Annotated in this window: 25 protein-coding genes; 3 read left to right on the top strand and 22 right to left on the bottom strand. The window is 67.7% G+C overall.

What is annotated here, in order from left to right; all coding sequences use genetic code 11:
* Nucleotides 1-386: 386 nt before the first annotated feature.
* Nucleotides 387-1,667, bottom strand: a complete 1,281-nt coding sequence (gene murA, locus ACNJ7K_RS17160; protein WP_487041977.1) for a UDP-N-acetylglucosamine 1-carboxyvinyltransferase — start codon at nucleotides 1,665-1,667, stop codon at nucleotides 387-389.
* Nucleotides 1,668-1,725: 58 nt separating this feature from the next.
* On the opposite strand from murA, the gene ACNJ7K_RS17155 reads away from it, so the two are divergent.
* Nucleotides 1,726-2,298 carry a cob(I)yrinic acid a,c-diamide adenosyltransferase gene (locus ACNJ7K_RS17155; protein WP_026061187.1) on the top strand — a complete coding sequence of 191 codons (573 nt, stop codon included), beginning with the start codon at nucleotides 1,726-1,728 and terminating at the stop codon, nucleotides 2,296-2,298.
* Nucleotides 2,299-2,308: 10 nt separating this feature from the next.
* Here the strand turns inward: ACNJ7K_RS17155 and ACNJ7K_RS17150 are convergent, their stop codons facing one another.
* The 13 genes from ACNJ7K_RS17150 to prmC form a co-directional block, all read right to left on the bottom strand.
* Nucleotides 2,309-2,707 carry a DUF2550 domain-containing protein gene (locus tag ACNJ7K_RS17150; protein ID WP_372474094.1) on the bottom strand — a complete coding sequence of 133 codons (399 nt, stop codon included), beginning with the start codon at nucleotides 2,705-2,707 and terminating at the stop codon, nucleotides 2,309-2,311.
* A 76-nt stretch (nucleotides 2,708-2,783) separates the two neighbouring features.
* On the bottom strand, nucleotides 2,784-3,152 hold the full coding sequence (locus ACNJ7K_RS17145; RefSeq protein WP_006552597.1) for a F0F1 ATP synthase subunit epsilon: 369 nt from the start codon (nucleotides 3,150-3,152) through the stop codon (nucleotides 2,784-2,786).
* Nucleotides 3,153-3,158: 6 nt separating this feature from the next.
* Nucleotides 3,159-4,607: a F0F1 ATP synthase subunit beta gene (gene atpD / locus ACNJ7K_RS17140; RefSeq protein WP_016692470.1), complete on the bottom strand. Its 1,449-nt coding sequence runs from the start codon at nucleotides 4,605-4,607 to the stop codon at nucleotides 3,159-3,161.
* A gap of 6 nt (nucleotides 4,608-4,613) precedes the next feature.
* Nucleotides 4,614-5,597 (bottom strand): F0F1 ATP synthase subunit gamma, encoded by a 984-nt coding sequence (locus ACNJ7K_RS17135; RefSeq protein ID WP_059383709.1) that lies wholly within the window; start codon nucleotides 5,595-5,597, stop codon nucleotides 4,614-4,616.
* Between the two features lie 48 nt (nucleotides 5,598-5,645).
* Nucleotides 5,646-7,289 carry a F0F1 ATP synthase subunit alpha gene (gene atpA / locus ACNJ7K_RS17130; protein WP_487041976.1) on the bottom strand — a complete coding sequence of 548 codons (1,644 nt, stop codon included), beginning with the start codon at nucleotides 7,287-7,289 and terminating at the stop codon, nucleotides 5,646-5,648.
* Between the two features lie 60 nt (nucleotides 7,290-7,349).
* Nucleotides 7,350-8,165, bottom strand: a complete 816-nt coding sequence (locus tag ACNJ7K_RS17125) for a F0F1 ATP synthase subunit delta (protein WP_059383730.1) — start codon at nucleotides 8,163-8,165, stop codon at nucleotides 7,350-7,352.
* Nucleotides 8,166-8,170: 5 nt separating this feature from the next.
* Complete coding sequence (locus ACNJ7K_RS17120; protein ID WP_006552592.1) at nucleotides 8,171-8,734, bottom strand: F0F1 ATP synthase subunit B; 564 nt, start codon at nucleotides 8,732-8,734, stop codon at nucleotides 8,171-8,173.
* A gap of 13 nt (nucleotides 8,735-8,747) precedes the next feature.
* Nucleotides 8,748-8,996 carry an ATP synthase F0 subunit C gene (locus ACNJ7K_RS17115; protein WP_006552591.1) on the bottom strand — a complete coding sequence of 83 codons (249 nt, stop codon included), beginning with the start codon at nucleotides 8,994-8,996 and terminating at the stop codon, nucleotides 8,748-8,750.
* A 90-nt stretch (nucleotides 8,997-9,086) separates the two neighbouring features.
* Complete coding sequence (atpB, locus tag ACNJ7K_RS17110) at nucleotides 9,087-9,866, bottom strand: F0F1 ATP synthase subunit A (RefSeq protein WP_170318521.1); 780 nt, start codon at nucleotides 9,864-9,866, stop codon at nucleotides 9,087-9,089.
* Between the two features lie 328 nt (nucleotides 9,867-10,194).
* Complete coding sequence (locus tag ACNJ7K_RS17105) at nucleotides 10,195-10,674, bottom strand: Cg1360 family ATP-synthase-associated protein (RefSeq protein WP_159418701.1); 480 nt, start codon at nucleotides 10,672-10,674, stop codon at nucleotides 10,195-10,197.
* 11 nt (nucleotides 10,675-10,685) lie between these two features.
* Nucleotides 10,686-11,891 carry an MraY family glycosyltransferase gene (locus tag ACNJ7K_RS17100; RefSeq protein ID WP_120282112.1) on the bottom strand — a complete coding sequence of 402 codons (1,206 nt, stop codon included), beginning with the start codon at nucleotides 11,889-11,891 and terminating at the stop codon, nucleotides 10,686-10,688.
* A 19-nt stretch (nucleotides 11,892-11,910) separates the two neighbouring features.
* Nucleotides 11,911-12,573, bottom strand: coding sequence for an L-threonylcarbamoyladenylate synthase (locus ACNJ7K_RS17095; protein WP_024103704.1), 663 nt, complete (start codon nucleotides 12,571-12,573; stop codon nucleotides 11,911-11,913).
* Between the two features lie 51 nt (nucleotides 12,574-12,624).
* A complete protein-coding gene (gene prmC, locus ACNJ7K_RS17090) occupies nucleotides 12,625-13,548 on the bottom strand; it encodes a peptide chain release factor N(5)-glutamine methyltransferase (RefSeq protein ID WP_487041975.1) in 924 nt (307 codons plus the stop codon).
* A 184-nt stretch (nucleotides 13,549-13,732) separates the two neighbouring features.
* Here prmC and ACNJ7K_RS17085 point away from each other — a divergent pair, with 184 nt between their 5' ends.
* Nucleotides 13,733-14,215: a hypothetical protein gene (locus ACNJ7K_RS17085; protein WP_230792049.1), complete on the top strand. Its 483-nt coding sequence runs from the start codon at nucleotides 13,733-13,735 to the stop codon at nucleotides 14,213-14,215.
* Nucleotides 14,216-14,242: 27 nt separating this feature from the next.
* On the opposite strand, the gene prfA is transcribed toward ACNJ7K_RS17085, so the two are convergent.
* The 8 genes from prfA to argS form a co-directional block, all read right to left on the bottom strand.
* Entirely contained in the window at nucleotides 14,243-15,322 is a 1,080-nt protein-coding gene (prfA, locus tag ACNJ7K_RS17080; RefSeq protein WP_120282109.1) for a peptide chain release factor 1, read from the bottom strand.
* Nucleotides 15,323-15,410: 88 nt separating this feature from the next.
* Nucleotides 15,411-15,644, bottom strand: a complete 234-nt coding sequence (gene rpmE / locus ACNJ7K_RS17075) for a 50S ribosomal protein L31 (protein ID WP_006552583.1) — start codon at nucleotides 15,642-15,644, stop codon at nucleotides 15,411-15,413.
* A 122-nt stretch (nucleotides 15,645-15,766) separates the two neighbouring features.
* Entirely contained in the window at nucleotides 15,767-17,812 is a 2,046-nt protein-coding gene (rho, locus tag ACNJ7K_RS17070; protein ID WP_159418703.1) for a transcription termination factor Rho, read from the bottom strand.
* 373 nt (nucleotides 17,813-18,185) lie between these two features.
* The gene (gene thrB, locus ACNJ7K_RS17065) at nucleotides 18,186-19,115 is read right to left on the bottom strand and encodes a homoserine kinase (RefSeq protein WP_064851647.1); all 930 of its coding nucleotides are present in this window, start codon (nucleotides 19,113-19,115) and stop codon (nucleotides 18,186-18,188) included.
* 37 nt (nucleotides 19,116-19,152) lie between these two features.
* Complete coding sequence (thrC, locus tag ACNJ7K_RS17060) at nucleotides 19,153-20,244, bottom strand: threonine synthase (protein WP_016693795.1); 1,092 nt, start codon at nucleotides 20,242-20,244, stop codon at nucleotides 19,153-19,155.
* Entirely contained in the window at nucleotides 20,241-21,527 is a 1,287-nt protein-coding gene (locus ACNJ7K_RS17055; RefSeq protein WP_059383699.1) for a homoserine dehydrogenase, read from the bottom strand. Before ACNJ7K_RS17055 ends, thrC begins: the two co-directional genes overlap by 4 nt.
* Nucleotides 21,528-21,565: 38 nt before the next feature.
* Entirely contained in the window at nucleotides 21,566-22,987 is a 1,422-nt protein-coding gene (gene lysA / locus ACNJ7K_RS17050) for a diaminopimelate decarboxylase (RefSeq protein ID WP_059383698.1), read from the bottom strand.
* Complete coding sequence (argS, locus tag ACNJ7K_RS17045) at nucleotides 22,984-24,636, bottom strand: arginine--tRNA ligase (RefSeq protein ID WP_487041974.1); 1,653 nt, start codon at nucleotides 24,634-24,636, stop codon at nucleotides 22,984-22,986. Before argS ends, lysA begins: the two co-directional genes overlap by 4 nt.
* 155 nt (nucleotides 24,637-24,791) lie before the next feature.
* Here argS and ACNJ7K_RS17040 point away from each other — a divergent pair, with 155 nt between their 5' ends.
* Nucleotides 24,792-25,613 (top strand): thioredoxin-like domain-containing protein, encoded by an 822-nt coding sequence (locus ACNJ7K_RS17040; protein ID WP_268655496.1) that lies wholly within the window; start codon nucleotides 24,792-24,794, stop codon nucleotides 25,611-25,613.
* The last annotated feature ends 2 nt before the right edge of the window (nucleotides 25,614-25,615 follow it).

Raw genomic sequence — 25,615 nt, 5'->3', positions numbered from 1 at the left:
GACATTCATCGGCACACTGTTGAGTTCTCAAAGAACACGCACACACCATCGATCCCGAACCTTCCGGTTCGTTCACTCCGGGGTGACTGTTCATCAGGAGGTCTCTTCGACCTCCGGGGCCACCGACCTTACCAGAAGAATCGGGGGCTCGTAACCAAGTTCAGGCGCCTTCGTCCAACCTCGTTGTCCCGTTCCTCTCGGCCCGGGTCGGTGTCCGTGTCGCTCTGACCTGGAATAAGTTACGCGAGGATCAACTGCCTGCCAAATCGCCTGGTCAGAGGGGGTAGTCCTCGAAGAAAGCCCAGGTGGATGTCCCCGAAAGGCGCCGACCGGACCGAAATCACCACTGGTGACGCCGGACACAGGGCCCGACCAGGGATTTCTCCCTAGTGCGACAGGAGCCGGCCTTGTTCGACACCCACCCGCTCGATGGTTCCGCCGAGCTCCTGGAGGATCTCGACGAACCGCGGATAACCACGGTCGATGTGGTAGACGTCGTGCACTTCCGTGACCCCGTCCGCACACAGGCCGGCGAGCACCAGACCTGCGCCCGCACGGATGTCCGATGCCCATACGGGAGCACTCGACAACTGCTCGACTCCCCGCACAACCGCGTGATGGCCGTCGGTGCGGGCGTCCGCACCGAGACGCACCATCTCCTCGACGAACCGGAACCGTGCTTCGAAGACGTTCTCGGTGATCATCGACGTCCCGTCGGCGACGGCCGCCAGACCGATCGCCATGGGCTGCAGGTCGGTCGGGAATCCCGGATACGGCAGCGTCGCGAAGTTGACGGCACGGGGCCGCTCCTTCTGCACGACGTGGAATCCGTCTGCCAACGGCATGACTTCGGCGCCGGCACTGCGCAACTTGTCCAGCACCAACGCGAGGTGCTTCGGATTGACGCCGCGGACGGCGATATCGCCCCGCGTCATCACTGCTGCGATCCCCCACGTCGCCGCAACGATCCGGTCGCCGATGCACCGGTGCTCGGTGGGATGGAGGGACGAGACTCCCGAGACCCGCAGCGTCGTACTGCCCGCACCGGTGATCCGTGCCCCCATGCGGACAAGCATGTTGCACAGGTCGACGATCTCGGGTTCGCGGGCTGCGTTGTCGATGGTCGTGTCCCCCTTGGCGAGGACCGCGGCCATGAGGATGTTCTCCGTCGCTCCGACCGAAGGGAACGCCAGACGAATGGTGGCACCGTGCAGATCGTCCGCTTCCGCGACGACGCATCCGTGCTCGATCGACGAATGGGCGCCGAGCAGTCGCAGACCCGCCTGGTGCATGTCGAGCGGACGGGAGCCGATGGCGTCGCCTCCGGGCAGCGCCACGATCGCCTTGCGGCAGCGTGCAACCAGCGGGCCGAGTACGCAGACCGACGCCCGGAACTGCCGCACGGCCGCGAAGTCGGCGCGGTACTCGGGTTCGGCAGGCGTCGTGATGCGTACGGCGTCGCCTTCGAGTTCGACCTTGCATCCGAGTCCACGCAGGACATCGGCCATCAAGGGCACGTCGAGGATGTCGGGGCAGTTGGTGATCGTGGTGGTGCCCTCGGCGAGCAATGCCGCGGCCATCAACTTGAGGACGCTGTTCTTGGCACCCCCGACGACGACGTCGCCGGAAAGGCGGTTCCCACCTGTGACAAGAAAGCGTTCACTCACAACGACACAGCGTAACGGGCGTGTCCGTGGGAAGAGCAGAGCCGGTACCGTGACGCTCATGGCAGTCCACCTGACACGGATCTATACGCGCACCGGAGACGACGGAACGACGGGACTCAGCGACTTCTCGCGCGTCTCGAAGAACGACCCTCGTCTGGTCGCCTACGCCGACTGCGACGAGACCAACGCCGCGATCGGTGTGGCGCTCGCACTGGGAGCACTCCCGGAACGGCTCGTCCCGGTACTCCGTCAGATCCAGAACGATCTCTTCGATGCCGGCGCCGATCTGTCGACGCCGGTGGTCGAGAACCCGAAGTACCCGCCGCTGCGGATCACCCAGCAGTACATCGACCGGCTCGAGGGCTGGTGCGACGAGTTCAACGAGGAGCTGGAACCGCTCAACTCGTTCATTCTTCCGGGCGGTACGCCGGGGGCTGCTCTGCTGCACACCGCCAGGACGGTCGCACGGCGTGCGGAACGGTCGGCGTGGGCGGCGGTGGACGCGGCTCCGGACGATACGAACGTCCTGCCGGCGAAGTACCTGAACCGGCTCTCGGATCTGCTCTTCATCCTGTGCCGGATCGCGAACCCGGACGGCGACGTGTTGTGGAAGCCGGGAGCGGGCGCGTGAGGAAGTCCCTCTAGACGGGGCGGCGGCGCTGCGACCGGCCGTCGGGCCTGGATTCGACCCAGGACATGAAGGCCATCAAAGCGCCGCTGTCGAGCGCGATCTCGTACGAGTTGTCGCGGTCGATCACATCGAGGATCACGATGTCCTCGGTCATGATGTCGAATTCGCTGCCTTCCGGCTTGCGCCGCGAACGTACATCGATGCCCTGACGGGTCAGGCGTACGTCGGGTCCGGGCCGAAGGCTCGAAAGCTTGAAGAAAGCGAGTGTGTCGTCGCCGTACCGAACGATTCCGTGCCTCCAGCCGGAACCCTCGTTCTGAGGCATCACTCGCAGGATGGCGGCGGTACCCCCGCCGCGCAAGGTGAAGAGACGGTACAACAAAGCCGCGACGGAGACCGCGAGCAGCACCACAAGGATATTGAGAATCAGAAATCCAAGTGACACTGCTCGTCGGCTCCGTCGCGGCTTCTCGTTGTTTCGACGATCAGGCTCGTTCGACAGCCCGCAGGCGGCCGCGGGCCGCTGCGATCTCCGACTCGTCACGATCTGCATCGTTCAGAGTCGACTTGGCTGCCTCGACGTCGATGTCCTCCACGCGGTCGGCGGCTTCGGCGAGCACCGTCACCGTCGTCGCGGTCACCGAGAGGAATCCGCCATGGACGGCCATGACGATCCGCTCACCGTCCGCGGTCCTGACGGACACGACGCCACCCTCGACGAGCTGGCCGAGCACGGGCTCGTGACCGGGCATGATGCCGATCTCGCCCTCGGTGGTCTGGGCGGTGACGAGAGTCGCCGATCCGGACCACACACGCTCCTCGACGGCAACGATGTCCACGCTCATCTCAGCCACGGTGGCCTACTTTCCGGCGATCTTCTTGGCTGCAGCCTCGACGTCGTCGAGTCCACCGCAGCTGTTGAACGCCTGCTCGGGCAGGTGGTCGAACTCGCCCTTGCACACGCGGTCGAAGGCCTCGATGGTGTCGGCGAGCGGCACGACCGAACCCGGCTGACCCGTGAACTTCTCGGCGACGATGAAGTTCTGGCCGAGGAACTTCTGGAGACGACGGGCACGGGCGACCGTGACCTTGTCCTCTTCGGAGAGCTCGTCCATACCGAGGATGGCGATGATGTCCTGCAGTTCCTTGTACTTCTGCAGGATGCGCTTGACCTCGTTGGCCACCCGGAAGTGGTCGGCACCGACGATGCCCGGCTCGAGGATTCGCGAGGTCGACGTCAGCGGGTCCACAGCGGGGTAGATACCCATCTGCGAGATCGGACGCGAGAGCTCGGTGGTCGCATCGAGGTGAGCGAACGTCGTGGCCGGCGCGGGGTCGGTGTAGTCGTCGGCGGGCACGTAGATCGCCTGCAGCGAGGTGATCGAACGGCCACGCGTCGAGGTGATGCGCTCCTGGAGCTCACCCATCTCGTCTGCCAGCGTGGGCTGGTAACCCACGGCCGACGGCATACGGCCGAGGAGGGTCGAAACCTCCGAGCCGGCCTGCGTGAAGCGGAAGATGTTGTCGATGAACAGGAGCACGTCCTGTCCCTGGACGTCGCGGAAGTACTCCGCCATCGTCAGGGCCGACAGAGCGACGCGCATACGCGTGCCCGGCGGCTCGTCCATCTGGCCGAAGACGAGGGCGGTGTCCTGGAGGACGCCCATCTCTTCCATCTCGAGGTGGAGGTCGGTGCCCTCACGGGTGCGCTCACCGACGCCGGCGAACACCGACGTACCGGAGAACTCACGCGCGATACGGGTGATCATCTCCTGGATCAGAACGGTCTTGCCGACACCGGCACCACCGAACAGACCGATCTTGCCGCCCTTCACGTACGGGGTCAGCAGGTCGATGACCTTGATGCCGGTCTCGAGGATCTCGGTCTTGCCCTCGAGCTGGTCGAAGGCCGGGGGCTTGCGGTGGATGCCCCACTGCTCGCCGTCGCGGCCGGTGCCCGGCGCGTCGAGGCAGTCGCCCAGCGCGTTGAACACGTGGCCCTTGACGACGTCGCCGACGGGAACCGAGATCGGCTTGCCGGTGTCGCTGACGGGGGCGCCACGCACCAGGCCGTCGGTGGGCTGCATCGAGATCGTGCGGACCAGGTTGTCACCCAGGTGCTGCGCGACCTCGAGGGTCAGGGTCTTCGCCACGGACGGCAGAGTGACCTCTGCGTGCAGGGCGTTGAACAGCTCGGGCACGGCGCCACGCGGGAATTCCACGTCGACGACGGCGCCGATGACGCGGACGACGCGCCCGGCAAGGGCCGACGCCGCACCGGCGTTGTTGTCGGTTACTGCTGCGGTCATTGTGGTTCAGTCACTTCCTGCACTCGAGGCGAGCGCACCGGCACCGCCGACGATCTCGCTGATTTCCTGGGTGATCTGGGCCTGGCGGGCCTGGTTCGCCTGACGGCTGAGGGTGTTCACCAGTTCCGTCGCGTTGTCCGTCGCGGCCTTCATGGCGGTACGACGGGCTGCCGACTCGGAGGCCGCCGCGTCCAGCAGCGACGCGTAGATGCGCGTGCTGATGTACTTCGGCAGGAGAGCCTCGAGCAGAACTCCGGCCTCCGGCTCGAAGTTGTACACGGCCTGCGGTCCCTCGGTGTCCGTAGCGCGGCGTCCGTCGGTGAGCATGTCCTCGCCGAGGTCGATCTCGTCCTCGGTGATGCTCACCTCGAGCGGAGCCATCCTGCGAACCTGGGGGGTCTGGGTCAGCATCGACACGAAGCGGGTGTAGACGATGTGCAGTTCGTCGACGCCCTCGATGGTGCCCTCGCCGTTCGGGGCGGGCACCTCGGTGCCCGAGCCCGCCATGAACAGCTCGACCAGGTGACGGCTCGCCTTCGCGGCGTCCGTGTAACGGGGGTCCTGCGAGAAGCCCGTCCAGGCAGCGGCCACTTCACGCTCGCGGAACGTGTAGTAGCCGAGGCCCTTGCCGCCCATCACGTACAGCACAGGCTCCTTGCCCTCGCTGAGGAGCAGCTGACGCAGCTCCTCGGCTTCCTTGAGGACGTTGGAGTTGTAACCGCCGGCCATACCGCGGTCGCTGGTCACGACCAGCACTGCGGCACGCTTGGGGTTCTCGCGCTCGTTGAGCAGGGGGTGATCCAACGAGGCCGACGCACTCGCCAGCTCGGAGAGCACCTTGGTGATCTCCTCGGCGTACGGCTTCGACGCTGCCACTCGGGCCTGGGCCTTCGTGATACGCGACGTCGCGATCAGTTCCTGCGCCTTGGTGATCTTCTTGGTCGAGTTGACCGACTTGATCCGCGAGCGCAGTTCGCGCAAGTTCGCCATTCGTCGATCACACTCCCTTCACTGGACGCTGGGTCATGGACTCCCCGCTCACTTGCGAACGGTGGTGCGCTTGACGGAGACCTGCTCCTGCTGGACCTCGTCGGCACCGAGGGCCTCGGCCTCTGCCTCGTTCACGACACGGCTGCCGTCGGAGGCGATGAAGCCCTCCTTGAACTTGGCGGTCGCGGCGGCGAGAGCCTCGATCGACTCGTCGGACAGGGCCTTGCCACCGGCGATCTGCTCGTAGACGCCTGCGGCGTTGCGGTGCAGATCCTCGAGGAGCTCGGCCTCGAAGCGACGCACGTCCTCGACCGGAACCGAGTCGAAGACACCTTCGCCGGCGAGGTAGATCGACACGATCTGGTCCTCGACCGCGATGGGCGCGTACTGGTCCTGCTTGAGGAGCTCGACGAGACGCTGACCGCGCTCGAGCTGAGCCTTCGATGCGGCGTCGAGGTCGGAGGCGAAGGCGGCGAAGCCTTCGAGCTCACGGAACTGCGCAAGCTCGAGACGCAGCGAACCGGAGACCTTCTTCATGCCCTTGGTCTGGGCGGCGCCACCGACTCGGGAAACCGAGATACCGACGTTGATGGCGGGGCGGACACCCTTGTTGAACAGGTCGGACTCGAGGAAGACCTGGCCGTCGGTGATGGAGATGACGTTGGTCGGGATGTAGGCCGACACGTCGTTCGCCTTGGTCTCGATGATCGGCAGGGCCGTCAGCGAGCCGCCACCGAGCTCGTCGGAGAGCTTGGCGGAGCGCTCCAGCAGACGCGAGTGCAGGTAGAAGACGTCGCCGGGGTATGCCTCGCGGCCCGGCGGACGACGCAGCAGCAGCGAGATGGCGCGGTAGGCCTCGGCCTGCTTGGTCAGGTCGTCGAACACGATCAGGACGTGCTTGCCCTGGTACATCCAGTGCTGGCCGAGGGCCGAACCGGTGTAGGGGGCGAGCCACTTGAAGCCGGCGGAGTCGGAGGCCGGAGCCGCGACGATGGTGGTGTACTCCATCGCGCCGTTCTCCTCGAGTGCCTGCTTGACACCCGCGATGGTCGAGCCCTTCTGGCCGATCGCGACGTAGATGCAGCGGACCTGCTGCTTCGGGTCGCCGGTCTCCCAATTCGCCTTCTGGTTCAGGATCGCGTCGATGCAGACCGCGGTCTTACCCGTCTTGCGGTCGCCGATCACGAGCTGACGCTGGCCGCGGCCGATCGGGGTCATCGCGTCGATGGCCTTGATGCCCGTCTGCAGCGGCTCCTCGACCGGCTGGCGCTCCAGCACGGTCGCGGCCTGCAACTCGAGGGCGCGGGTCTCATCGGCTTCGATGTCGCCGAGGCCGTCGATCGGCTGACCGAGCGGGTTCACGACGCGGCCGAGGAAGTTGTCGCTCACCGGCACCGACAGAACGTCGCCGGTCCGCTTGACTTCCTGGCCTTCCTCGATGGTCTGGAAGTCGCCCAGGATAACGGCACCGATCTCGGTGGCCTCGAGGTTGAGGGCCACACCGAGGACGCCACCGGGGAACTCCAGCAGCTCGTTCGCCATCGCCGACGGCAGACCGCTGATGTGCGCGATGCCGTCACTGGTGTCGACGACCACGCCGACCTCCTCGCGGGAGGCCTCCGGGGAGTAGCTCGCGGTGTAATTGTCAATCGCGCTACGGATCTCGTCGGAGGAGATCGTCAGCTCCGCCATGTTCTTCCTGCTCTCGGTATCTGGTCTTCGAAAAGATCTATGTGTGTGTTCGGTAGTGGACTACGTGAGGCTCTTGCGCACTGCAGCGAGTCGACCCGCGGCACTACCGTCGATGACCTCGTCGCCCACCCGGACGACCAATCCACTGAGAAGCTCGGGATCGACCTCGACGTGCACCGTCACAGGCTTCCCGTAGATGCGGGTCAGGGTCGCGGTGAGCCGCTCCTCCTGCTTCGCATCGAGCGGTGCCGCGCTGCGGACGTGCGCGACGGCACGGTCCCGCTGGGCCGCGGCGAGCGCCGACAACTCGTCGAACGTCTCGGCCGGCGACGTGCTCAGCCGACCGACCGCGTGGACCGCCAGCGCCTCGGTGACCGCGGTGACCTTGCCGTACAGCAGGCGCGTCAGCAGATCACGCTTGGCCGAAGCCGGGGTGCTGCGATCCGAGAGCGTCTGCTCGAGTTCGGGGTCGCCGGCCACGATGCGACCGAGGCGGAACAGTTCGTCCTCGACAGTGTCGAGCTGGTCCTGGTCCGCCGCCGCCTTCAGCAGTGCCTCACGGCCGAGCTGGACGAGCGAGCCGGTCAGGTCGGACTGTGCCGACCAGTCCTGCCCCGCTGCGGCCTTGACGGTCGCGAGGGTCTGGGCCGAAACCTTGCCGCCGAAGACCTGCTCGGCCAGCCGCTCGCGAACGGCAGCCGGGGCCGAGGCGTCGGCCAGCGCGGTCCGGAGGGCCCGCTGGCTGTCGAGCGCCTCGACCACCGAGAAGAGTTCGGAACCGGCCTGAGCCGCAGCGGCAGTCGCGGCACCCGAGCCCAGGGCGGACTGCAACGCGGAACGCGTATGAGCGAGTGCCTCACGGCTTGCTGCGTACATGGTGCTCACTTTCCGGATGCAGAGTCAGCGCTGAGGGAGTCGAGTTCGTCGAGGAACCGATCGATCGAGCCGGCACGCTTCACGTCGTCCGCGAGCGCTTCGCCGAGGATCTTCTCGGCGAGATCCACGGAGCTGCGTCCGAGATCGCTACGCAGCTCGGCCACGATCTGCTGGCGCTGGGCCTGCAGCTGGTTGTGACCGGCGGCGACGATACGGTCGCTCTCCTCCTGGGCCTGCGCCTTCATGTCGGCGATGATCTGCTGGCCCTGTGCACGGGCCTCTTCACGGATCTGCGCCGCCTCGGTGCGGGCCTCGGCGAGCTGGCTACGGTACTGCTCGAGCGCGGCCGCAGCCTCCGCCTGAGCTTCCTCTGCCTTCTTGATGCCGCCTTCGATCAGCTCCGAACGCTCGTCGAGCACCTTCTGGAACATCGGAAGCACGAACTTCCAGAAGACGAATCCGACGAGGATCAGGGCGACCAGCGACCAGACGATGTCGTATGTCGCGGGGAGAAGAGGATTGGGAGTCTCCCCTTCCTCTGCCGCGAGGATCAGGATGCTGTCAGCCATTGTGATCGTCGGATCAGAAGATGAAGCCGGCGACGATGCCGATCAGCGCGAGGGCCTCGGTGAATGCGATACCGAGGAACATCGTGGTGCGCAGCTGGCCGGCCATCTCGGGCTGACGAGCCATGCCCTCGATCGCCTTGCCGACGACGATGCCGATGCCGATGCCGGGGCCGATGGCGGCGAGGCCGTAGCCGATGGCGCCTGCACCCGAGATCGTGGTCTCCTGGGCGAGGACGTCTGCTGCCTGAAGCGCAACGCTCATTGGTGTTCCATTCCCTTTCTTGTGGCTCGGCCCCGGGAGTCGGCAACCGAGTCAGTCTTTGTGTAGATGTGGGTCGTGCCGTTCGTCGAGCTAGTGCTCTTCGGCGTGCAGGGCCAGGTCGATGTACACCGCGGTGAGCAGCGCGAAGATGTAGGCCTGCAGGACGATCACCAGGAGCTCGAAGAAGGTGAACGCGATTCCGCCGATGAGAGAACCGATGCCGAACACCTTCATGAAGCCGTCGGAATCGAAGAAGAAGAACTGCGTGGCACTGAAGAACAGCACGAGCATGATGTGACCGGCCAGCATGTTGGCCATGAGACGAATGGTCAGCGTGAACGGCCGCAGAATGAACGTCGAGACGAACTCGATCGGGATCACCAGCACGTGGAGAGCGGGCGGCAGGTTCGGGATGACGATGCTGCTCTTGACGTAGCGGAAGAATCCGTACTTCTTGATGCCCACATAGTTGAAGACGATGTAGGCGAGTGCCGCGAGCACGATCGGCATACCGATTCGTGCGTTGGACGAGATGTTGAGGAACGGGATGACCGATGTCAGGTTCAGACCGACCACCAGGAAGAAGATGGTGACGATCACCGGGAGGAACCGGCGTCCCTGTTCCTTACCGAGGATGTCCTCGGCGATATGGATCCGGACGAAGTCGAGCATGATCTCGGCGACGTTCTGCACGCCCCGCGGCACGATCTTCGGACTCCGCAGCGCGAAGAAGAAGAACAGCGCGACGATCAGGGCGACGGCGACGCGGATGAGCATCAGCCGGTCCATCTCGAAGGGGGTGCCTTCGAACAGGACTGCCGGTGGGAAAAAATCAGCTAGTGACGGCGCGTGGAATTCTCCGGCTGCCAAGGTGGTGACGCTCAGCGCTCTCTCCCGTAGTCGGCCGCAGGCATGCCGTCTGCGGTTCGATCGGACATTGACGATCCAGAAGTCGACCAGGTCGGCTCGCGTATTCGCCAGTGGTCCGAACCGCGTGAACGGTCCCGCTTCCTGCCGGTGTCGGCGACTCTCGTCGACTCGGCGGCCATTTGAACACGACCGCCTACGAAGTCACAACTGCGCACCCTCTTCGAACCCGATGCGGGCAGCGTCACTTTCGTAGAACTCACCCTACCAACTGCTCTACGACAGTGCGTAGGTGGGTTCCTACGTGGGGGGTTATGGACAAGCGGTACTACTACCGATCGTCGTTGTCGGATCCGGAGGACGTCTGGGGATCGACGTACAGGGCGCGCTGCGAGAGCACCCCGTAGGTCTCGGCTCCCAGAACGATGACCAGGGCGAACACGATGGTGAGGACGAGCGCGTTGCGGTTGTAGAAGTCGAGCGAGTCGAGCGAACCCATCACGACGATGGCGAGGATCAGCTTCAGCAGCCAGGTGCCGAGAAGTACGGCTCCGGCGGTCATCGCCGGCATCTTCGACGTCAGGAGAACGCCGAGTGCAGTGAAGAGGATGAACCCTCCGCCGACGGCCGCTCCGATGAGTGCACCCCACAGGCCGGGCATCCCGGCGACGAGCACCGAGATCACCGAGGCCACGACGGCGAGCGCGAGAAGACCGAGGGCGCCGTACCGCACGGCCGCACGCATCGGCGCGATCGGGTCGGGCAGCGAGGGCAGACCGTGGTCGGGTTCGAGATGATCCGGGTTCGTCACGATATCCGAGCCTAACCGACCTCTCGGGAGTGCTCCGGCGGCGTCTCCCCCGACTCGTCGTGCCGCCGCAGCGACGGCACGGCGGTCACCACGAGGGCGAACACGAGACCACCCGCGAGGATCAATACCACCGCCCGCCGGTCGAGCAGCGAGGAACCGACGGCTCCGAAGGCCAGGATGCCGACCCACAGGTAGAGCAGCAGCACCACGCGACGGTGCGAGTGCCCGATCTGCAGCAGGCGGTGGTGGAGGTGCATCTTGTCGGGGCTGAACGGGCTGACGCCGGCCCGGGTGCGCCGCACGATCGCGAGGAGCAGGTCGAGGATCGGGATGAACATCACGGCACCGACCAGGATCAGCGGTGAGAGCAGACCGAGCAGGTCGCGCGAACCGTAGGCGCTGAGCGGGATGAGGCCCGAGGCGCTCGTGGAGATCGCGGCGAGCATGAGACCGATGAGCATCGACCCGGAGTCGCCCATGAAGATCCTGGCGGGCTGGAAGTTGTGCGGCAGGAAGCCGAGGCAGGCGCCGGCGAGGGCCGCGGCCATGAGGGCCGGGGGGTAGGCGGAGACGTCGCCGCCCTGATCGAGCAGCAGACCCACGGAGAACGCGCAGATCGCGAGTGCGGCGATGAGCCCCAGTCCGGCCGCCAGTCCGTCGAGCCCGTCGACGAAGTTCATCGCGTTGATCGTCACCGCGGCGACGGCGACGGTGATGAGGCCGCCCTGGAGCTGGTCGAGCACGAGTGTCGAGGCACTGAACGGGTCGTAGATGACGATCCAGCTCACGCCCATGACCACGAGCACGCCGGCCGCGGTGACCTGGCCGACGAACTTGGTGAGCGCATCGAGTCCCCACCGGTCGTCGACGATGCCGACGACGACGATGATCGAGGCCGCGACGAGCGCCGCCCCCATATCCGGGGTGTATTCGAAACCCCTTGTCAGAGCAGGCAATTGCTGAGCGAAGACAATTCCCGCGACGAGGCCGATGTACATGCCGACCCCACCCATCCGGGGGGTCGGGGTCACGTGCACGTCGCGGTCGCGAGGAACGGCGACCGCTCCGAACTTCAGCGCGAGGATCCGCACCACACCGGTCGCGAGGAAGGTCACCACCGCGGCGGTGAGCAGGACGAGGAGAAGCTCCCGGATGGGAACGCCGGCGCCGCGCCCGGCCTGGGCGAGCAGTACGGCGGTGGTGTCGGCTGCAGTCACGTGCTCCGTTCCTCCGCCGCTACTCCCCGCCGGACCGAAGGCGCTCGGGATCGTCGCCGAGCACCTCCGCGAGTGCTTCGGCCGTCACCGCGCCTTCGCGCAGGATGCGCGGGCGGTCGCCCGTGAGGTCGACGATCGTCGATGCGACTCCGTGCTCCGCCGGGCCACCGTCGAGATAGACACTCGCCGATGCTCCGAGTTGCTCGCGCGCCTCGGTGACGTTCGTGGCAGGGGGCCGGCCGGAGACGTTGGCGCTGGAGACCGCGAGCGGACCGACCTCGCGCAGCAGTTCCAGGATGACGGGGTGCAGCGGCATGCGGAGCATGACGGTGCCGCGGGTGTCGCCGAGGTCCCAGGCCAGGGACGGCGCCTGGTGCACCACGAGGCTGAGCCCGCCCGGCCAGAACGCGCGGATCAACTCCCGCGCCTCGGGACGCACAGAGGCGACGAGACCGTCGATGGTCGTCCAGGAGCCGACGAGGACCGGCACCGGCATGTCGCGGCCGCGGCCCTTCGCGCGCAGGAGCGCCGTCACCGCGTCGGAGTCGAAGGCGTCGGCAGCGATGCCGTACACCGTGTCGGTGGGTACGACGACGAGTCGTCCGGCCTTGAGTGCGCCACGCGCCGCGTTGAGTCCGGCGGCGCGCGAAGCTTCGTTGTTGCAGTCGTACACGGTGCTCACGCGCTCATCCTTCCACTTCGGCCGCACTCGGCACCGGACGGGTCCTGCCCGTCAGCCGTCCGCCGCAGACCGTACCGACTTCATGCGGTCGGCTTCCACCGCCGTGGGAACACGGTGCGCGGTCACGAAGCGGGCCTTCCCGGCGAGGTCGGGGTGCCGCACGACGTCGCCGAACACCCGACGCTGCTCGAACAGTTCAGCGACCAGCAGGCTGTGCGTGTCGTCGTGCTCGACCGCTGCCGCTCCCCCGATCCGCAACCACCGCGCAATGTTGGAGACCATCGGCCGGATGACGGACAGTCCGTCCGCTCCCCCGAAGAGCGCCGAGTGCGGATCGTGTTCGATCACCTCGGGTTCGAGGTCGGCCCCTTCCGGGATGTAGGGCGGGTTGGCGACCACCAGATCGACGCTGCCTTCGAGGTTGGTGAGCAGCATGCAGTCGGTGACATCGCCCTGGTACAGCCGGATCGGGGTGTCCCCTTCCTCCGCGCGCGTCTCGGCGTTCCGACGCGCCCAGGCGAGGGCCTTCGCCTCGAGTTCGACGGCGTGGACCTCGGCGTCGGGACGCGCATGCGCAATCGCCAGGGCCAGCGCGCCGGATCCGGTGCACAGGTCGAGGACGACCGGGTTGCGGCTGCCGTGGCGTTCGAGGAAGGCCAGCGCCCACCCGAGCAGCAGTTCCGTCTCGGGCCGCGGGACGAACACCCCCGGCCCCACTGCCAGGTCGATCTCCCCCATCGGCGAGGTGCCGGTGATGTACTGCAGAGGAATCCGCTTCGCCCGCTGTTCGACCATCGAGCGGTAGGCGTCGATGGTCGTCGCATCGACGAGCGGGACCAATCCGAGTCGCCCGCGCTCGATGCCGAGCAGGTGCGCTGCGAGAAGTTCGGCGTCGACCCGAGGACTCGGGACTCCGGCTTCCTCGAGGACCGATGCCGCTTCGATGATGGCCAGGCGCAGAGGTTGACGGCTCACGCCTTACAGCGTGCCACGACCTCGTACCTGCACTACGCCGAGGTAGCCCTCGCATTGCACGCAGAACACCCGGACCGGACATCGAGGGTGTTTCCGACAACGTGATTGACGGCGCGGCGGGGCGGGCACCCGAACGAGGACCGATACCTTCCGGTCGGTTTCATCGACAGAAAGGGATTGCTCCATGAAGACGCGGACTGTGCGTGGAATCACCGTTCTTGCCGCTGCGGGTGCAACCGCATTCGCGGCCCCTGCGCTCGCGAGCGCCGAGCCCATCGACTTCCAGCCGATCCCGATCGGATGCCCGGCTGGCGTCGGCGTGGTCGACACGGAGACCGCCCTCGCCGAGGAGGACGCGGCGCCTGCGGGGATCGAGTACGAGATCGAGCAGGAAGGTAGCGGCGGAGGCCAGATCAACTGGGTGAACCTGAGGACGCTGCAGCTCGGTGGCGGCGTTCTTCCGGAAGCGGCCGAGGGCGACGAGCCCGCGATCGCCCTCCAGACCGGTGACGGACTCGTAGTCAGCGCAGTCTGGGGCGCCCATCAGAACTCCGACGGCCAGGGTTGCTTCCTGCTTCCGGGCGTCGATCTCACGAACGTGCCGCCGGCACCGGCACCGGCACCCGACGGCAACGGGGACGGCGAGGGCGACGACGTTCCTGCCTGATCCCCTGCCGACGAGCCCGGTTCGCGGTTACTCCGCCGCGAGCCGGGCTTCTCTGTCTGCAGCGCCCAGGGCGTCGAGCAGGGCGTCGAGTTCGCCGTCGAGCACTGCGTCGAGGTTGTGGGACTTGAAGCCGATGCGGTGATCGGTGATCCGGTTCTCGGGGAAGTTGTAGGTGCGGATGCGCTCCGACCGGTCGACGGTACGGACCTGGCTGGCTCGACCCGCCGATGCCTCGGCCTCGGCCGCCTCTTCGGCCGCCGCCTGCAGGCGCGCCGCGAGGACCTGCATCGCGCGGGCCTTGTTCTGCAGCTGGGAGCGTTCGTTCTGGCAGGTCACCACGATGCCGGTGGGAAGGTGCGTGATGCGCACGGCCGAGTCGGTGGTGTTGACGCCCTGACCGCCCTTGCCGGATGACCGGTAGACGTCGATGCGCAGGTCGCTCTCGTCGATCTGCACCTGCTCGACCTCGTCGGGCTCGGGATAGACGAAGACGCCGGCCGCGGAGGTGTGCACGCGTCCCTGCGACTCGGTGACGGGCACACGCTGGACGCGGTGCACGCCGCCCTCGAACTTCAGACGGGACCACACGCCGTCGCGCACGTCGGTCCGCGACTTGATCGACAGCGTGACGTCCTTGTAGCCGCCGAGATCGGAGTAGGTGGCACCGAGGACCTCGACGCGCCAACCGGCACGTTCGGCGTAGCGCGTGTACATCCGAGTGAGATCGCCGGCGAACAGCGCGGATTCCTCGCCGCCCTCACCGGACTTGACCTCGAGGACCACGTCGTCGCCGTCGTGCGGGTCGCGCGGGGCGAGCAGGTCGGTGAGCGAGCGGTCGAGCTCGGCGACCTGCCCTTCGAGGTCGTCGACCTCGGACGCGAACGACGAGTCGTCGGCGGCGAGTTCGCGCGCCGCCTCGAGATCCTCGCGCGCCTGCTTCAGAGCGTTGTAGGTCGACATCACGGGGGCGAGTTCGGCGAACCGCTTGCCCACCCGACGCGCTGCCGCAGGATCGTCGTGCAGCGACGGGTCGGACAGCTGCTGTTCCAGACCCGCGTGTTCGGCCAGGATGTCGTCGATGGCCGACGGCTTGGTCTGCCCCGCCATGAGTGTGCTCCGCTCTGATTTCGATCCTTGCAATGAAAAAGCCGACGCCCGGCCTGCACGAGGGCAGTACCGGGCGTCGGCGTAACAGCTAGCTGTCGGAAGCGGCCTTCTTCGGCGCACGCTTGCCGTAGCGAGCCTCGAAGCGCGCGACGCGTCCACCGGTGTCGAGGATCTTCTGCTTGCCGGTGTAGAACGGGTGGCAGTTGGAGCAGACTTCGACGTTGATACGTCCCGACTCCTTGGTGCTGCGCGTCTCGAACGTGTTACCGCAACCGCAGACGACGGTCGTCGTCACGTAGTTGGGGTGGATTCCTGCCTTCATGGTGTCCCTTTCATGGCCGCCGGGTCGCCTTCGCGGGTCGAAGACGTGAACCGGAGCCGGACTGAGCCTGTCGATTATGCCAAACGTAGGGCCCCGGGAAGAAATTCCCCGGGGCGCCGACGTCAGTCGTCGAGTGCCCCCGGTGCGGTCTTCGCCACATTCATGAGGAACTCGATGTTCGTCTTGGACTTCTTGAGTCGGTCGATGAGCAGATCGATCGCCTGGTGCGAATCGAGGCCCGAGAGCACGCGGCGGAGCTTGTGCACCACGGCGAACTCGTCGGGGCTCATGAGCAGTTCGTCCTTGCGTGTACCGGACGGGTTGACGTCGACCGCCGGGAACACGCGCCGCTCGGCGATCTTCCGGTCGAGCTTGAGCTCGGCGTTACCCGTGCCCTTGAACTCCTCGAAGATCACGGTGTCGCCGGTGGAACCGGTCTCGACCATCGCGGTGGCGATGATCGTGAGCGATCCGCCGTTCTCGATGTTGCGGGCAGCACCGAGGAAACGCTTCGGCGGGTACAGCGCGGTCGAGTCGACACCACCGGAGAGGATGCGTCCGGATGCCGGCGACGAGTTGTTGTACGCGCGGCCGAGACGGGTGATGGAGTCGAGGAGCACCACGACGTCCTGGCCCATCTCCACGAGACGCTTCGCACGCTCGATGGCGAGCTCGGCGACCGAGGTGTGATCCGACGGCGGCCGGTCGAAGGTCGAGGCGATGACCTCGCCCTTCACCGAACGCTGCATGTCGGTGACCTCTTCGGGACGCTCGTCGACGAGCACGACCATCAGGTAGCACTCGGGGTTGTTGACGGCGATCGCGTTGGCGATGTCCTGGAGGACGGTGGTCTTACCGGCCTTCGGCGGCGACACGATGAGTGCACGCTGACCCTTGCCGATCGGCATGACCAGGTCGATCACGCGTGTGGTGAGGATGTTCGGCTGGGTCTCGAGGCGCAGTCGCTGGTTGGGGTACAGCGGCGTGAGCTTGTTGAACTCGGGGCGGCGCTTGGCCGAGTCGACCTCGCGGCCGTTGACGGTGTCGAGGCGGACCAGCGGGTTGAACTTCTGACGCTGGTTGCCCTGCTCACCCTCGCGGGGGACCCGCACGGCGCCGGTGATGGCGTCGCCGCGGCGCAGGCCGTTCTTGCGCACCATGTTCATCGAGACGTACACGTCGTTCGGGCCGGCGAGGTAGCCGGAGGTGCGGACGAACGCGTAGTTGTCGAGGACGTCGAGGATGCCGGCGACCGGCTGCAGGACGTCGTCCTCGCGGATCTCGGGCTCGCGCGAGTCCGAACCGCTCTCGCCGCGGTCGCGTCCACGACGACGCTCACGGAAGCGCCGACCCCGGCGGCCGCGGCCGCCTTCCTCGTCGTCTCCCCCACGGTTGTCCTGGCCCTGGCGCGGACCCTGATTACCGCCGTCGCGATCGCCGGCGTCCTGGTTGCGATCACCCTGGTTACGGTCGCTCTGGTTGCGGTCGCGGCGCGAGGAGCCGTCGCCGGAGTTGCGGTCCTGGCCACGCTCGCGCTGCGAGTCGCGATCCTGGCTCTTCTCGCGCTGCGAGTCGCGATCCTGGCGACCGTCCTCGGACGCGTCGGCGCCCTCGGCCTGCTGGTGCTGGTCGGCGTTGTCGCCACCGCGGCGTCCGCGACGGCCACGGCCGCGGCGGTTACCGTCGGATTCGTTGTCGCCGCTGGGGGTCTGGCCGCCCTGCGGCTTCTCCTGCGAGCCCTCGTCGCCGGACTTCACGTCGGCCTTCTGCTGGGCCGGCTCGGCGTCGGCCTTCTGCTCGGGCGCGGCGGTCTCGTCGGCGGCGGCACGGCCACGGCGACCGCGGGTGCCACGCGAGGGCGCTCCCTCGGGCTTGTCGGCCGTCTCGGTCTTCGCTGCTGCTTCCGTCTTCTCGGAGGCAGCCGTCTTGGCTGCAGGCTGCTCGGCAGGTGCGGCGGCGCCGCCTCCCTGCTTCTCCTTGATCGCAGCGATGAGATCACCCTTGCGCATCCCGGAGGTGCCCTTGATCCCGAGCTCGGCGGCAAGAGTCCGCAACTCGGCAAGCACCATGCCCGAAAGGCCTGCTCCGCGGCGACCGCGCGTGGTCGTCCGGCTACCGGCCTCGGGAATGTCGAGAGCAGGTGTAGTGATCAGGTCCGTATCTGTCACGGAGATCCTTCCTTCCCTCGCTCGCTCCATGCGCAGCAGAGGGTTCGTCCCGCAGATCAGTTCGTCCACTGAGCTGGGATTTGCCGTACGAGTTCAGGGAAAACGAACGGTCGGCACGTCCGCCACCACACCGAAATCCGGTAGGTGCGGTCTGTCCCCCTCCCGGATCCGGGAGCAGGTGAGGATCGATCCAGGCTCGACGCCCCGATGGAGCTGGAGTGATTGCCCTGGAGAATCCGGCGACTGATACGCACGACGTGCGGACACCCCACAGAATAGCGACGATCTGTACGTAGAGCAAGAATCGCCGTGCCGGATGGGACGTGTGTGTTGCACCACCCGTCGACCCCCCACCCGGCACCGCGTGTCGGTCTCAGTCGACCTGGACGCCCTCGGCGATCTCGAGGTCGAGCACCGTCAGTTCGTCGGCCTCGGCGGCGGCCCGCAGTTCGTCGGGCAGCGCGGAGGTCGTGAGCGCGAGCACCGTCGGCCCGGCACCCGAGACAATGGCGGGGATGCCCGCCTCGCGCAGTGCGGCCACCCATTTGGTGGTGAGCGGCAGTGCGGGAGCCCGCTGGGCCTGGTGGAGCAGATCCTGCGTCGCCGGCATCAGCAGCTCGGGTCGCTCGGTGAGCGCGACCACCGCGAGAGCCGCCCGGCTGACGTTGAACGCCGCGTCCCGGTGCGGGACGAGTTCGGGCAGCAGGCCCCGGGTGTGGGCCGTGGACGAACGGACCGACGGGACGAAGGCGTACGCCTTGATGTCCGGGTGCACACGCAGGTTCACCGCGCGGTAGGTCCGTTGCTCGGAGTCGACTTCGGCCTCGGTCCACGACACCACTGCCCCACCGAGAACGCTCGCGGAGGCGTTGTCGGGATGGCCCTCGAACTCGGAGGCGAGCTGCACGAGCTGCTCGTCGTCGAGGACGCGCTCGGGAGCGATCTTGCGGACGAGCCCGTTGGCCGCCGCCAGCCCTCCCACCGCCGCCGAGGCGGAGGATCCCAGGCCACGCGAGTGCGGGATGACGTTGTGGCACACGACGTCCAGTCCGTCCGCCCACACACCGGCGGCCTCGAGCCCGCGCTCGACGGCACGGACCACGAGGTGCGAGGGTCCCCACGGAACCTCCTGGGCGCCTTCCCCCTCCACCTTCACGTCGAGCCCGGAAGCCGTTGTCGTGACGGTGATCTCGTCGTACAGACCGAGGGCGAGACCCAGGCAGTCGAAGCCGGGGCCGAGATTCGCGCTCGAGGCGGGAACCCGTGCCGTCACCGAAAGCCCCACGGGCAACGTCTGCGTCATGTCCTGATTCCCAACGGAGGAAGGCGTGGCGGTCAACTCAGGCCAACTCGAGCGCGGAGGCGACCGCGACCGGGTCGACCGGGATGGGCTCGACCACGGGCACGTCGCGCAGGGCAGTATCGGGGTCCTTGAGACCGTTGCCGGTCACGGTGCACACGACCTTGAGGCCGCGCTCGAGCCAGCCTTCCTTGCTCGCGGCGAGCAGACCGGCGATGGATGCGGCCGAAGCCGGCTCGACGAAGATCGACTCGGACTTCGCGAGCAGCCGGTACGCCTCGAGGATCTCCTCGTCGGTCGCCGCGCGGAACGCGCCGTTCGACTCCTCCTTGGCGGCCACTGCGCCGTTCCACGATGCGGGGGCACCGATGCGGATGGCGGTCGCGATGGTCTCGGGATCCTTCACGGGATGGCCGAGGACGAGCGGTGCCGCACCGGCCGCCTGGACGCCGAGCATGCGCGGGCGGCGAGTGCTGAGGCCGTCGGCCGCGTACTCGCTGTAGCCCTTCCAGTAGGCCGTGATGTTGCCGGCGTTGCCGACGGGCAGGATGTGCACGTCCGGAGCATCGCCGAGCGCGTCGACGATCTCGAAGGCCGCGGTCTTCTGGCCCTCGATGCGCACCGGGTTCACCGAGTTGACCAGACCGATGGTGGAGAACTCCGCGGTGGTCTTGCGGGCGAGCTCGAGGCAGTCGTCGAAGTTGCCCTCGACCTGGACGATCTTCGCGCCGTGCATGACGGCCTGGGCGAGCTTGCCCATCGCGATCTTGCCCTGCGGCACGAGCACCGCGCAGCCGATACCGGCGCGGGCGGCGTAGGCGGCGGCCGACGCGGAGGTGTTGCCGGTGGAGGCGCACAGCACGGCCTGCTTGCCGGTCGCGAGGGCTTCGGTGACCGCCATGGTCATACCGCGGTCCTTGAAGGAGCCGGTGGGGTTGAGCCCCTCGACCTTCACGTGGACCTCGCAACCGGTGATCTCCGACAGGCGCGGAGCCGGGAGCAGCGGCGTGCCACCCTCGCGCAGCGTGACCGTCTTCCAGTCGTCACCGATCGGCAGGCGCGAACGGTACGCCTCGATCAGGCCCGGCCACGGCGTGTGCACGGGGGTGGTGTTCTTCTCGGCCGCGCTCATTCGGCGGATCCCTCCAGTCTCAGGACGCTGGTCACAGCGATCACGGATTCGAGTTTGTCGAGCGCTGCGACGGTATCCGCCAGCGCACGGTCGGTGGCCTGATGGGTGAGTACCACCAGACGGGCAGCGTCGCCGGCGCCTTCCTGGCGGACCGCTGCGATGCTCACGCCCCGCGTGGCGAACTCGGCGGCGACCGCGGAGAGCACACCGGCGCGGTCGGCGACCTTCAGATTGACGTAGTAGCGGGTGAGGATGTCGCTCATGGGCGCGATCTCCAGCTGCGCGTACTTCGACTCACGCGGACCACGACCACCCTGAACCCGGTTGCGGGCGGCCATCACGAGGTCGCCCATCACGGCGGAGGCGGTGGGGGCGCCACCGGCACCCTGGCCGTAGAACATGAGCCGGCCCGAGGACTCCGCTTCGACGACGACGGCGTTGAACGCGCCGTTGACCGAGGCCAGCGGATGCTCACGGGGCACGAGCGCCGGGTAGACCCTGGCGGACACGCGGTCCTTGCCGTCGGCGGACGGGACGCGCTCGCACAGCGCGAGCAGCTTGATCGTGCAGTTGAGCGCACGGGCCGAGGTGAGGTCGGCGGCGGTGATCGACGAGATGCCCTCGCGGTAGACGTCGGCTGCCGTCACGCGGGTGTGGAAGGCGATCGACGCGAGGATCGCCGCCTTCGAGGCCGCGTCGAAGCCTTCGACGTCGGCGGTGGGATCGGCCTCGGCGTATCCGAGGCGGCTCGCCTCGGCGAGCGTCTCGTCGTAGTCGGCGCCCGTCTCGTCCATGGCCGAGAGGATGTAGTTGGTGGTGCCGTTGACGATGCCGACGACCCGGTTGACCTTGTCGCCTGCGAGCGACTGGGTCAGCGGACGGATCACCGGGATCGCGCCGGCCACCGACGCCTCGAAGTACAGGTCGACGTTGCGGGCCTCGGCCACCTCGGCCAGTTCGCCGGTGTAGGCGGCGAGCAGCGCCTTGTTGGCGGTGACGACGGACTTGCCGGAGTCGAGTGCCGTGCGCACGAGTTTGCGGGGCAGTTCGATGCCGCCGATGAGTTCGACGACGATGTCGACGTCGTCGCGGCGGATCAAGGCCTCGGCGTTCGTGGTGACCAGTTCCGCGGGAAGACCCCGGTCGCGGGAGGCGTCGCGCACGGCGACCCCTCTCAACTCGAGGGGTGCACCGATGCGCGCCTCGAGATCCGCGGCGTCCTCGCGGATGATCCGCGCGACCTCGGCACCGACGGTGCCGTGCCCGAGAACCGCCACACCCACAGGACGCCGGCCCGAAGCATCGGTCGCCGTTGCACTGGTCACTCCGAAACCTCCAAGTTGAGCAGATCTTCGACGGTCTCACGGCGCAGCAGAACCCGCGAGACACCGTCCTTGACCGCCACGACGGCGGGGCGAGGCAGCAGGTTGTACCTGCTCGACATCGAGTAGCAGTATGCACCCGTCGCCGCGACCGCCAGTAAATCACCGGGTGCGACGTCGGCGGGCATCCAGGCGTCGCGGATGACGATGTCGCCGCTCTCGCAGTGCTTGCCGACGACGCGCGAGACCACCGGTGCGGCCTCGCTCACGCGGGAGACGAGGCGCGAGTCGTACTCCGCCTGGTACAGCGATGTGCGGATGTTGTCGCTCATGCCACCGTCGACGCTGATGTAGCGGCGGACGTGCCCGGAGCCGACCTCGACGTCCTTGAGGGTTCCCACCTCGTAGAGCGTCACCGTGCCCGGCCCGGCGATGGCGCGGCCGGGTTCGACCGCGAGGGTCGGGGCCGGCAGGCCCGCGAGCGCGGACTCGTTGCGGACGATGTCGTTGAGCTTCGCCGCGAGATCGGCGACCGGCGGCGGGTCGTCGCTCGGCACGTACGAGATGCCGAGGCCGCCGCCGAGGTCGACGATGTTCATCTGCGAGGTCTTGTCGACGCCGAACTCGGCGACGATGTCGCGCAGCAGACCGATGACGCGGTGGGCGGCCAGTTCGAAGCCGTCGACGTCGAAGATCTGCGAGCCGATGTGGCTGTGCAGGCCGACGAGGCGGAGATTGTCGGCCGCGAAGACGCGCCGCACGGCCTGCATGGCGTTGCCGCCGGCGAGCGAGAGCCCGAACTTCTGGTCCTCGTGCGCGGTGGAGATGAACTCGTGGGTGTGGGCCTCGACGCCCACGGTCACGCGGATGAGCACGTCCTGGACGACACCGGCCTCACCGGCGACCGCGTCGAGCCGCTCGATCTCGGCGAGCGAGTCGAGCACGATGTGCCCGACCCCGGCGGTCACGGCGGCCTGCAGTTCGCGGACGGACTTGTTGTTGCCGTGCATCGCGATCTTCTCGGCGGGGAAGCCGGCGTGCAGGGCCACGGCGAGCTCACCGCCGGACGCGACGTCGAGCGAGAGCCCTTCCTGGTGGACCCATCGCGCGATCTCGCTGCACAGGAACGCCTTCGACGCGTAGTGCACCTTCGCCGACGGACCGAAGGCCTCCGAGATCTCCCGGCAGCGGGAGCGGAAGTCGTCCTCGTCGACGACGAACAGCGGGGTGCCGTACTTCTCGGCGAGCTCGGTCACCGGGATGCCGGCGATGCGCATGACGCCGTCCTCGCCGCGCTCGGCGTTGCGCGGCCACACGTGCGGGGCGAGCGCGTTGAGCGCCGCGGCGTCGGCGGGGCGCTCGGGCAGGTTCGGGGCGTGCGGGATCTGGGCGTGGCGCGGTCCCGCCGGATGCGCGTTCACATCCGCTCCGGGGCGTTGACGCCGAGCAGGCCGAGGCCGTTGGCAAGAACCTGACGTGCGGCCGCGCACAACGCGAGGCGCGCGGTGTGCAGCGGGCCGGCCTCCTCGTCGCCCTGCGGCAGGATCCGGCAGGCGTCGTAGAAGCGGTGGTAGGTGCCCGCGAGTTCCTCGAGGTACCGGGCGACGCGGTGCGGCTCGCGCAGTTCGGCTGCCTTCGCGAGGACCCGGGGGTACTCGCCGAGGGTGCGGATCAGGTCGCCCTCGCGCTCGTGCGTGAGCAGTGCGAAGTCGGCGCCCTCGGCGGTCAGGCCGAGATCGGCGGCGTTGCGCGCGATCGACGAGAGCCGCGCGTGGGCGTACTGCACGTAGTAGACCGGGTTCTCGTTCGTGGTGCTCGCCCACAGTTCGAGGTCGATGTCGATGCTCTGGTCCACCGAGGACCGCACGAGCGAGTAGCGCGCGGCGTCGACGCCGATCGCCTCGACGAGGTCGTCGAGAGTGATGACGGTGCCGGCCCGCTTGCTCATCTTCACGGCCTCGCCACCGCGGACGAGGTTGACCATCTGGCCGATCATCACCTCGACGGTGTCGGGGTCGTCGCCGAAGGCCGCCGCGGCGGCCTTGAGGCGCGCGATGTAACCGTGGTGGTCGGCCCCGAGCATGTAGATGCACAGGTCGAAGCCGCGCGAGCGCTTGTCCTGGAAGTAGGCGATGTCGCCGGCGATGTAGGCGGCGTTGCCGTCGGACTTGATGACGACGCGGTCCTTGTCGTCGCCGTAGTCGGTGCTCTTGAGCCACCAGGCGCCGTCTTCGAAGTACAGGTTGCCCGACGCCTTGAGGGTCTCGACGGCCTTGTCGACCGCTCCGCTCTCGAAGAGGGAGTTCTCGTGGAAGTACACGTCGAAGTCGACACCGAACTCGTGGAGGGTGCGCTTGATGTGCGCGAACATCAGGTCCACACCGATCGAGCGGAACGTCTCGTGCCGCTCGTCCTCGGGGAGTTCGAGGGCGTCGGGACGCTGCTCGAGCACGGAGGAGGCGATGTCGACGATGTAGGCGCCGGCGTAACCGTCCTCGGGGGCGGGCTGTCCGAGCGCGGAGGCGATGAGCGACCGGGTGAAGCGGTCGATCTGTGCGCCGTGGTCGTTGAAGTAGTACTCGCGGGTGACCTCGCCGCCCTGGGCGGTGAGGATGCGTCCGAGCGCGTCGCCGACCGCAGCCCAGCGGGTGCCACCGAGGTGGATCGGGCCGGTGGGGTTGGCGGAGACGAACTCGAGGTTGATCCTCGTGTTCGCGAGGTCGTTGCCGTTGCCGTAGGCGGCGCCCTCGGCGAGCACCTTCGCCACGATCGCTCCCTGGGCGTCGGCGGCGAGCCGGATGTTGAGGAAGCCGGGTCCCGCGACCTCGGCGGAGTCGATGCCGTCGGCGGCGGTCAGGGCCTCGGCGAGCCAGGTGGCGAGTTCGCGGGGATTGACGCCGACCTTCTTCGCGACCTGCATCGCGACGTTGGTCGCGTAGTCGCCGTGCTCCGGATTGCGCGGGCGCTCGACGGTGAGGGTCTCGGGAAGAACGGACGCGTCGAGACCACGGTCGGTGAGGACACCGGCGGCGGTTCCGCGGAGCAGCTGAGCAAGGTCGGAGGGAGTCACAGGTGTCCATCCTATTGGCTGGTCGATCGCGGCGCCGACGCTCCCCCTACCGGCAGCTCGAGGCACCGCGCGAGAGCACGCCCGTAGAGTTGTGGGTGTCTGTGCGCCCGATGGGCGCGCGTCCGCCTGTCCACCCGTCGAAAGAGCACACAGCAATGCCCAGCGGTTCGGTTAGTGGCGGCTCCGGTAACAAGAAGACCGGAGCCAAGTCGTCGAAGGCCATTCAGGCCGCCAAGAAGAAGAGCGGCGGCGCCCGCGGGGTCCCCGCGCAGCGTCAGATCCCGTGGTTGACGATCGGCGGCGTGGCCCTGGTCGTCGTGCTGGTCGCCGTGATCGCTGTGAGCCTGATCCCGAAGTACCAGAACCAGCAGGAGATGGCGGCGTGGACGCCGTCGGAGTCCAACCAGGACCCGTCGGACGACATCGAGGGCGTGCTGAAGATCGAGTATCCGGCCGGTGTGCACGTCGCGCCGGGCCAGCGCGTCGCGTACGACCAGTCGCCGCCCTTCGGTGGCCCCCACGACTCCGTCTGGGCGACCTGCACCGGCACGGTCTACGAGCAGCCGGTCCGGACCGAGAACATGGTCCACTCCCTCGAGCACGGCGCCGTGTGGGTGGCCTACAACCCCGATCTGCTCGACGACGCCGCGGTCGACACGCTGCGCCAGAAGGTCGACGGCCGCACCTACACCCTGATGTCGCCCTACCCGGGCCTCGACGCCCCGATCGCGCTGCAGTCGTGGGGTCACCAGCTCAAGGTCGACAGCGTCGACGACGAACGCATCGACCAGTTCATCAGCGCGCTGCGCCTGAACCAGTACACCTACCCCGAGGTGGGGGCGAGCTGCTCGACGATCCCCGGTTCGTTCGATCCGGCGAACCCGCCGGCCTTCGACGCCTCCGAGCCCGGCCCCGACGCGGTGCCGATGAACGCGGAGACCGCCGGCGACATGCAGCAGGCACCGGCCGGGAGCTGACG

The organism is Rhodococcus shunpengi, from assembly GCF_048381395.1.
Taxonomy (GTDB): domain Bacteria; phylum Actinomycetota; class Actinomycetes; order Mycobacteriales; family Mycobacteriaceae; genus Rhodococcus.
The sequence above is the reverse complement of the archived record's forward strand: the minus strand, read 5'-3'. Positions and strand labels throughout refer to the sequence as shown.

Excerpts from the sequence above, each read along its gene's own strand:
- ACNJ7K_RS17155 (WP_026061187.1), top strand. The coding sequence starts at position 1,726 with ATGGCAGTCCACCTGACACGGATCTATACGCGCACCGGAGACGACGGA.
- atpD (WP_016692470.1), bottom strand. The coding sequence starts at position 4,607 with ATGACCGCAGCAGTAACCGACAACAACGCCGGTGCGGCGTCGGCCCTT.
- ACNJ7K_RS17135 (WP_059383709.1), bottom strand. The coding sequence starts at position 5,597 with ATGGCGAACTTGCGCGAACTGCGCTCGCGGATCAAGTCGGTCAACTCG.
- atpA (WP_487041976.1), bottom strand. The coding sequence starts at position 7,289 with ATGGCGGAGCTGACGATCTCCTCCGACGAGATCCGTAGCGCGATTGAC.
- ACNJ7K_RS17125 (WP_059383730.1), bottom strand. The coding sequence starts at position 8,165 with ATGTACGCAGCAAGCCGTGAGGCACTCGCTCATACGCGTTCCGCGTTG.
- ACNJ7K_RS17120 (WP_006552592.1), bottom strand. The coding sequence starts at position 8,734 with ATGGCTGACAGCATCCTGATCCTCGCGGCAGAGGAAGGGGAGACTCCC.
- ACNJ7K_RS17115 (WP_006552591.1), bottom strand. The coding sequence starts at position 8,996 with ATGAGCGTTGCGCTTCAGGCAGCAGACGTCCTCGCCCAGGAGACCACG.
- ACNJ7K_RS17085 (WP_230792049.1), top strand. The coding sequence starts at position 13,733 with ATGAAGACGCGGACTGTGCGTGGAATCACCGTTCTTGCCGCTGCGGGT.
- prfA (WP_120282109.1), bottom strand. The coding sequence starts at position 15,322 with ATGGCGGGGCAGACCAAGCCGTCGGCCATCGACGACATCCTGGCCGAA.
- rpmE (WP_006552583.1), bottom strand. The coding sequence starts at position 15,644 with ATGAAGGCAGGAATCCACCCCAACTACGTGACGACGACCGTCGTCTGC.
- thrB (WP_064851647.1), bottom strand. The coding sequence starts at position 19,115 with ATGACGCAGACGTTGCCCGTGGGGCTTTCGGTGACGGCACGGGTTCCC.
- thrC (WP_016693795.1), bottom strand. The coding sequence starts at position 20,244 with ATGAGCGCGGCCGAGAAGAACACCACCCCCGTGCACACGCCGTGGCCG.
- ACNJ7K_RS17040 (WP_268655496.1), top strand. The coding sequence starts at position 24,792 with ATGCCCAGCGGTTCGGTTAGTGGCGGCTCCGGTAACAAGAAGACCGGA.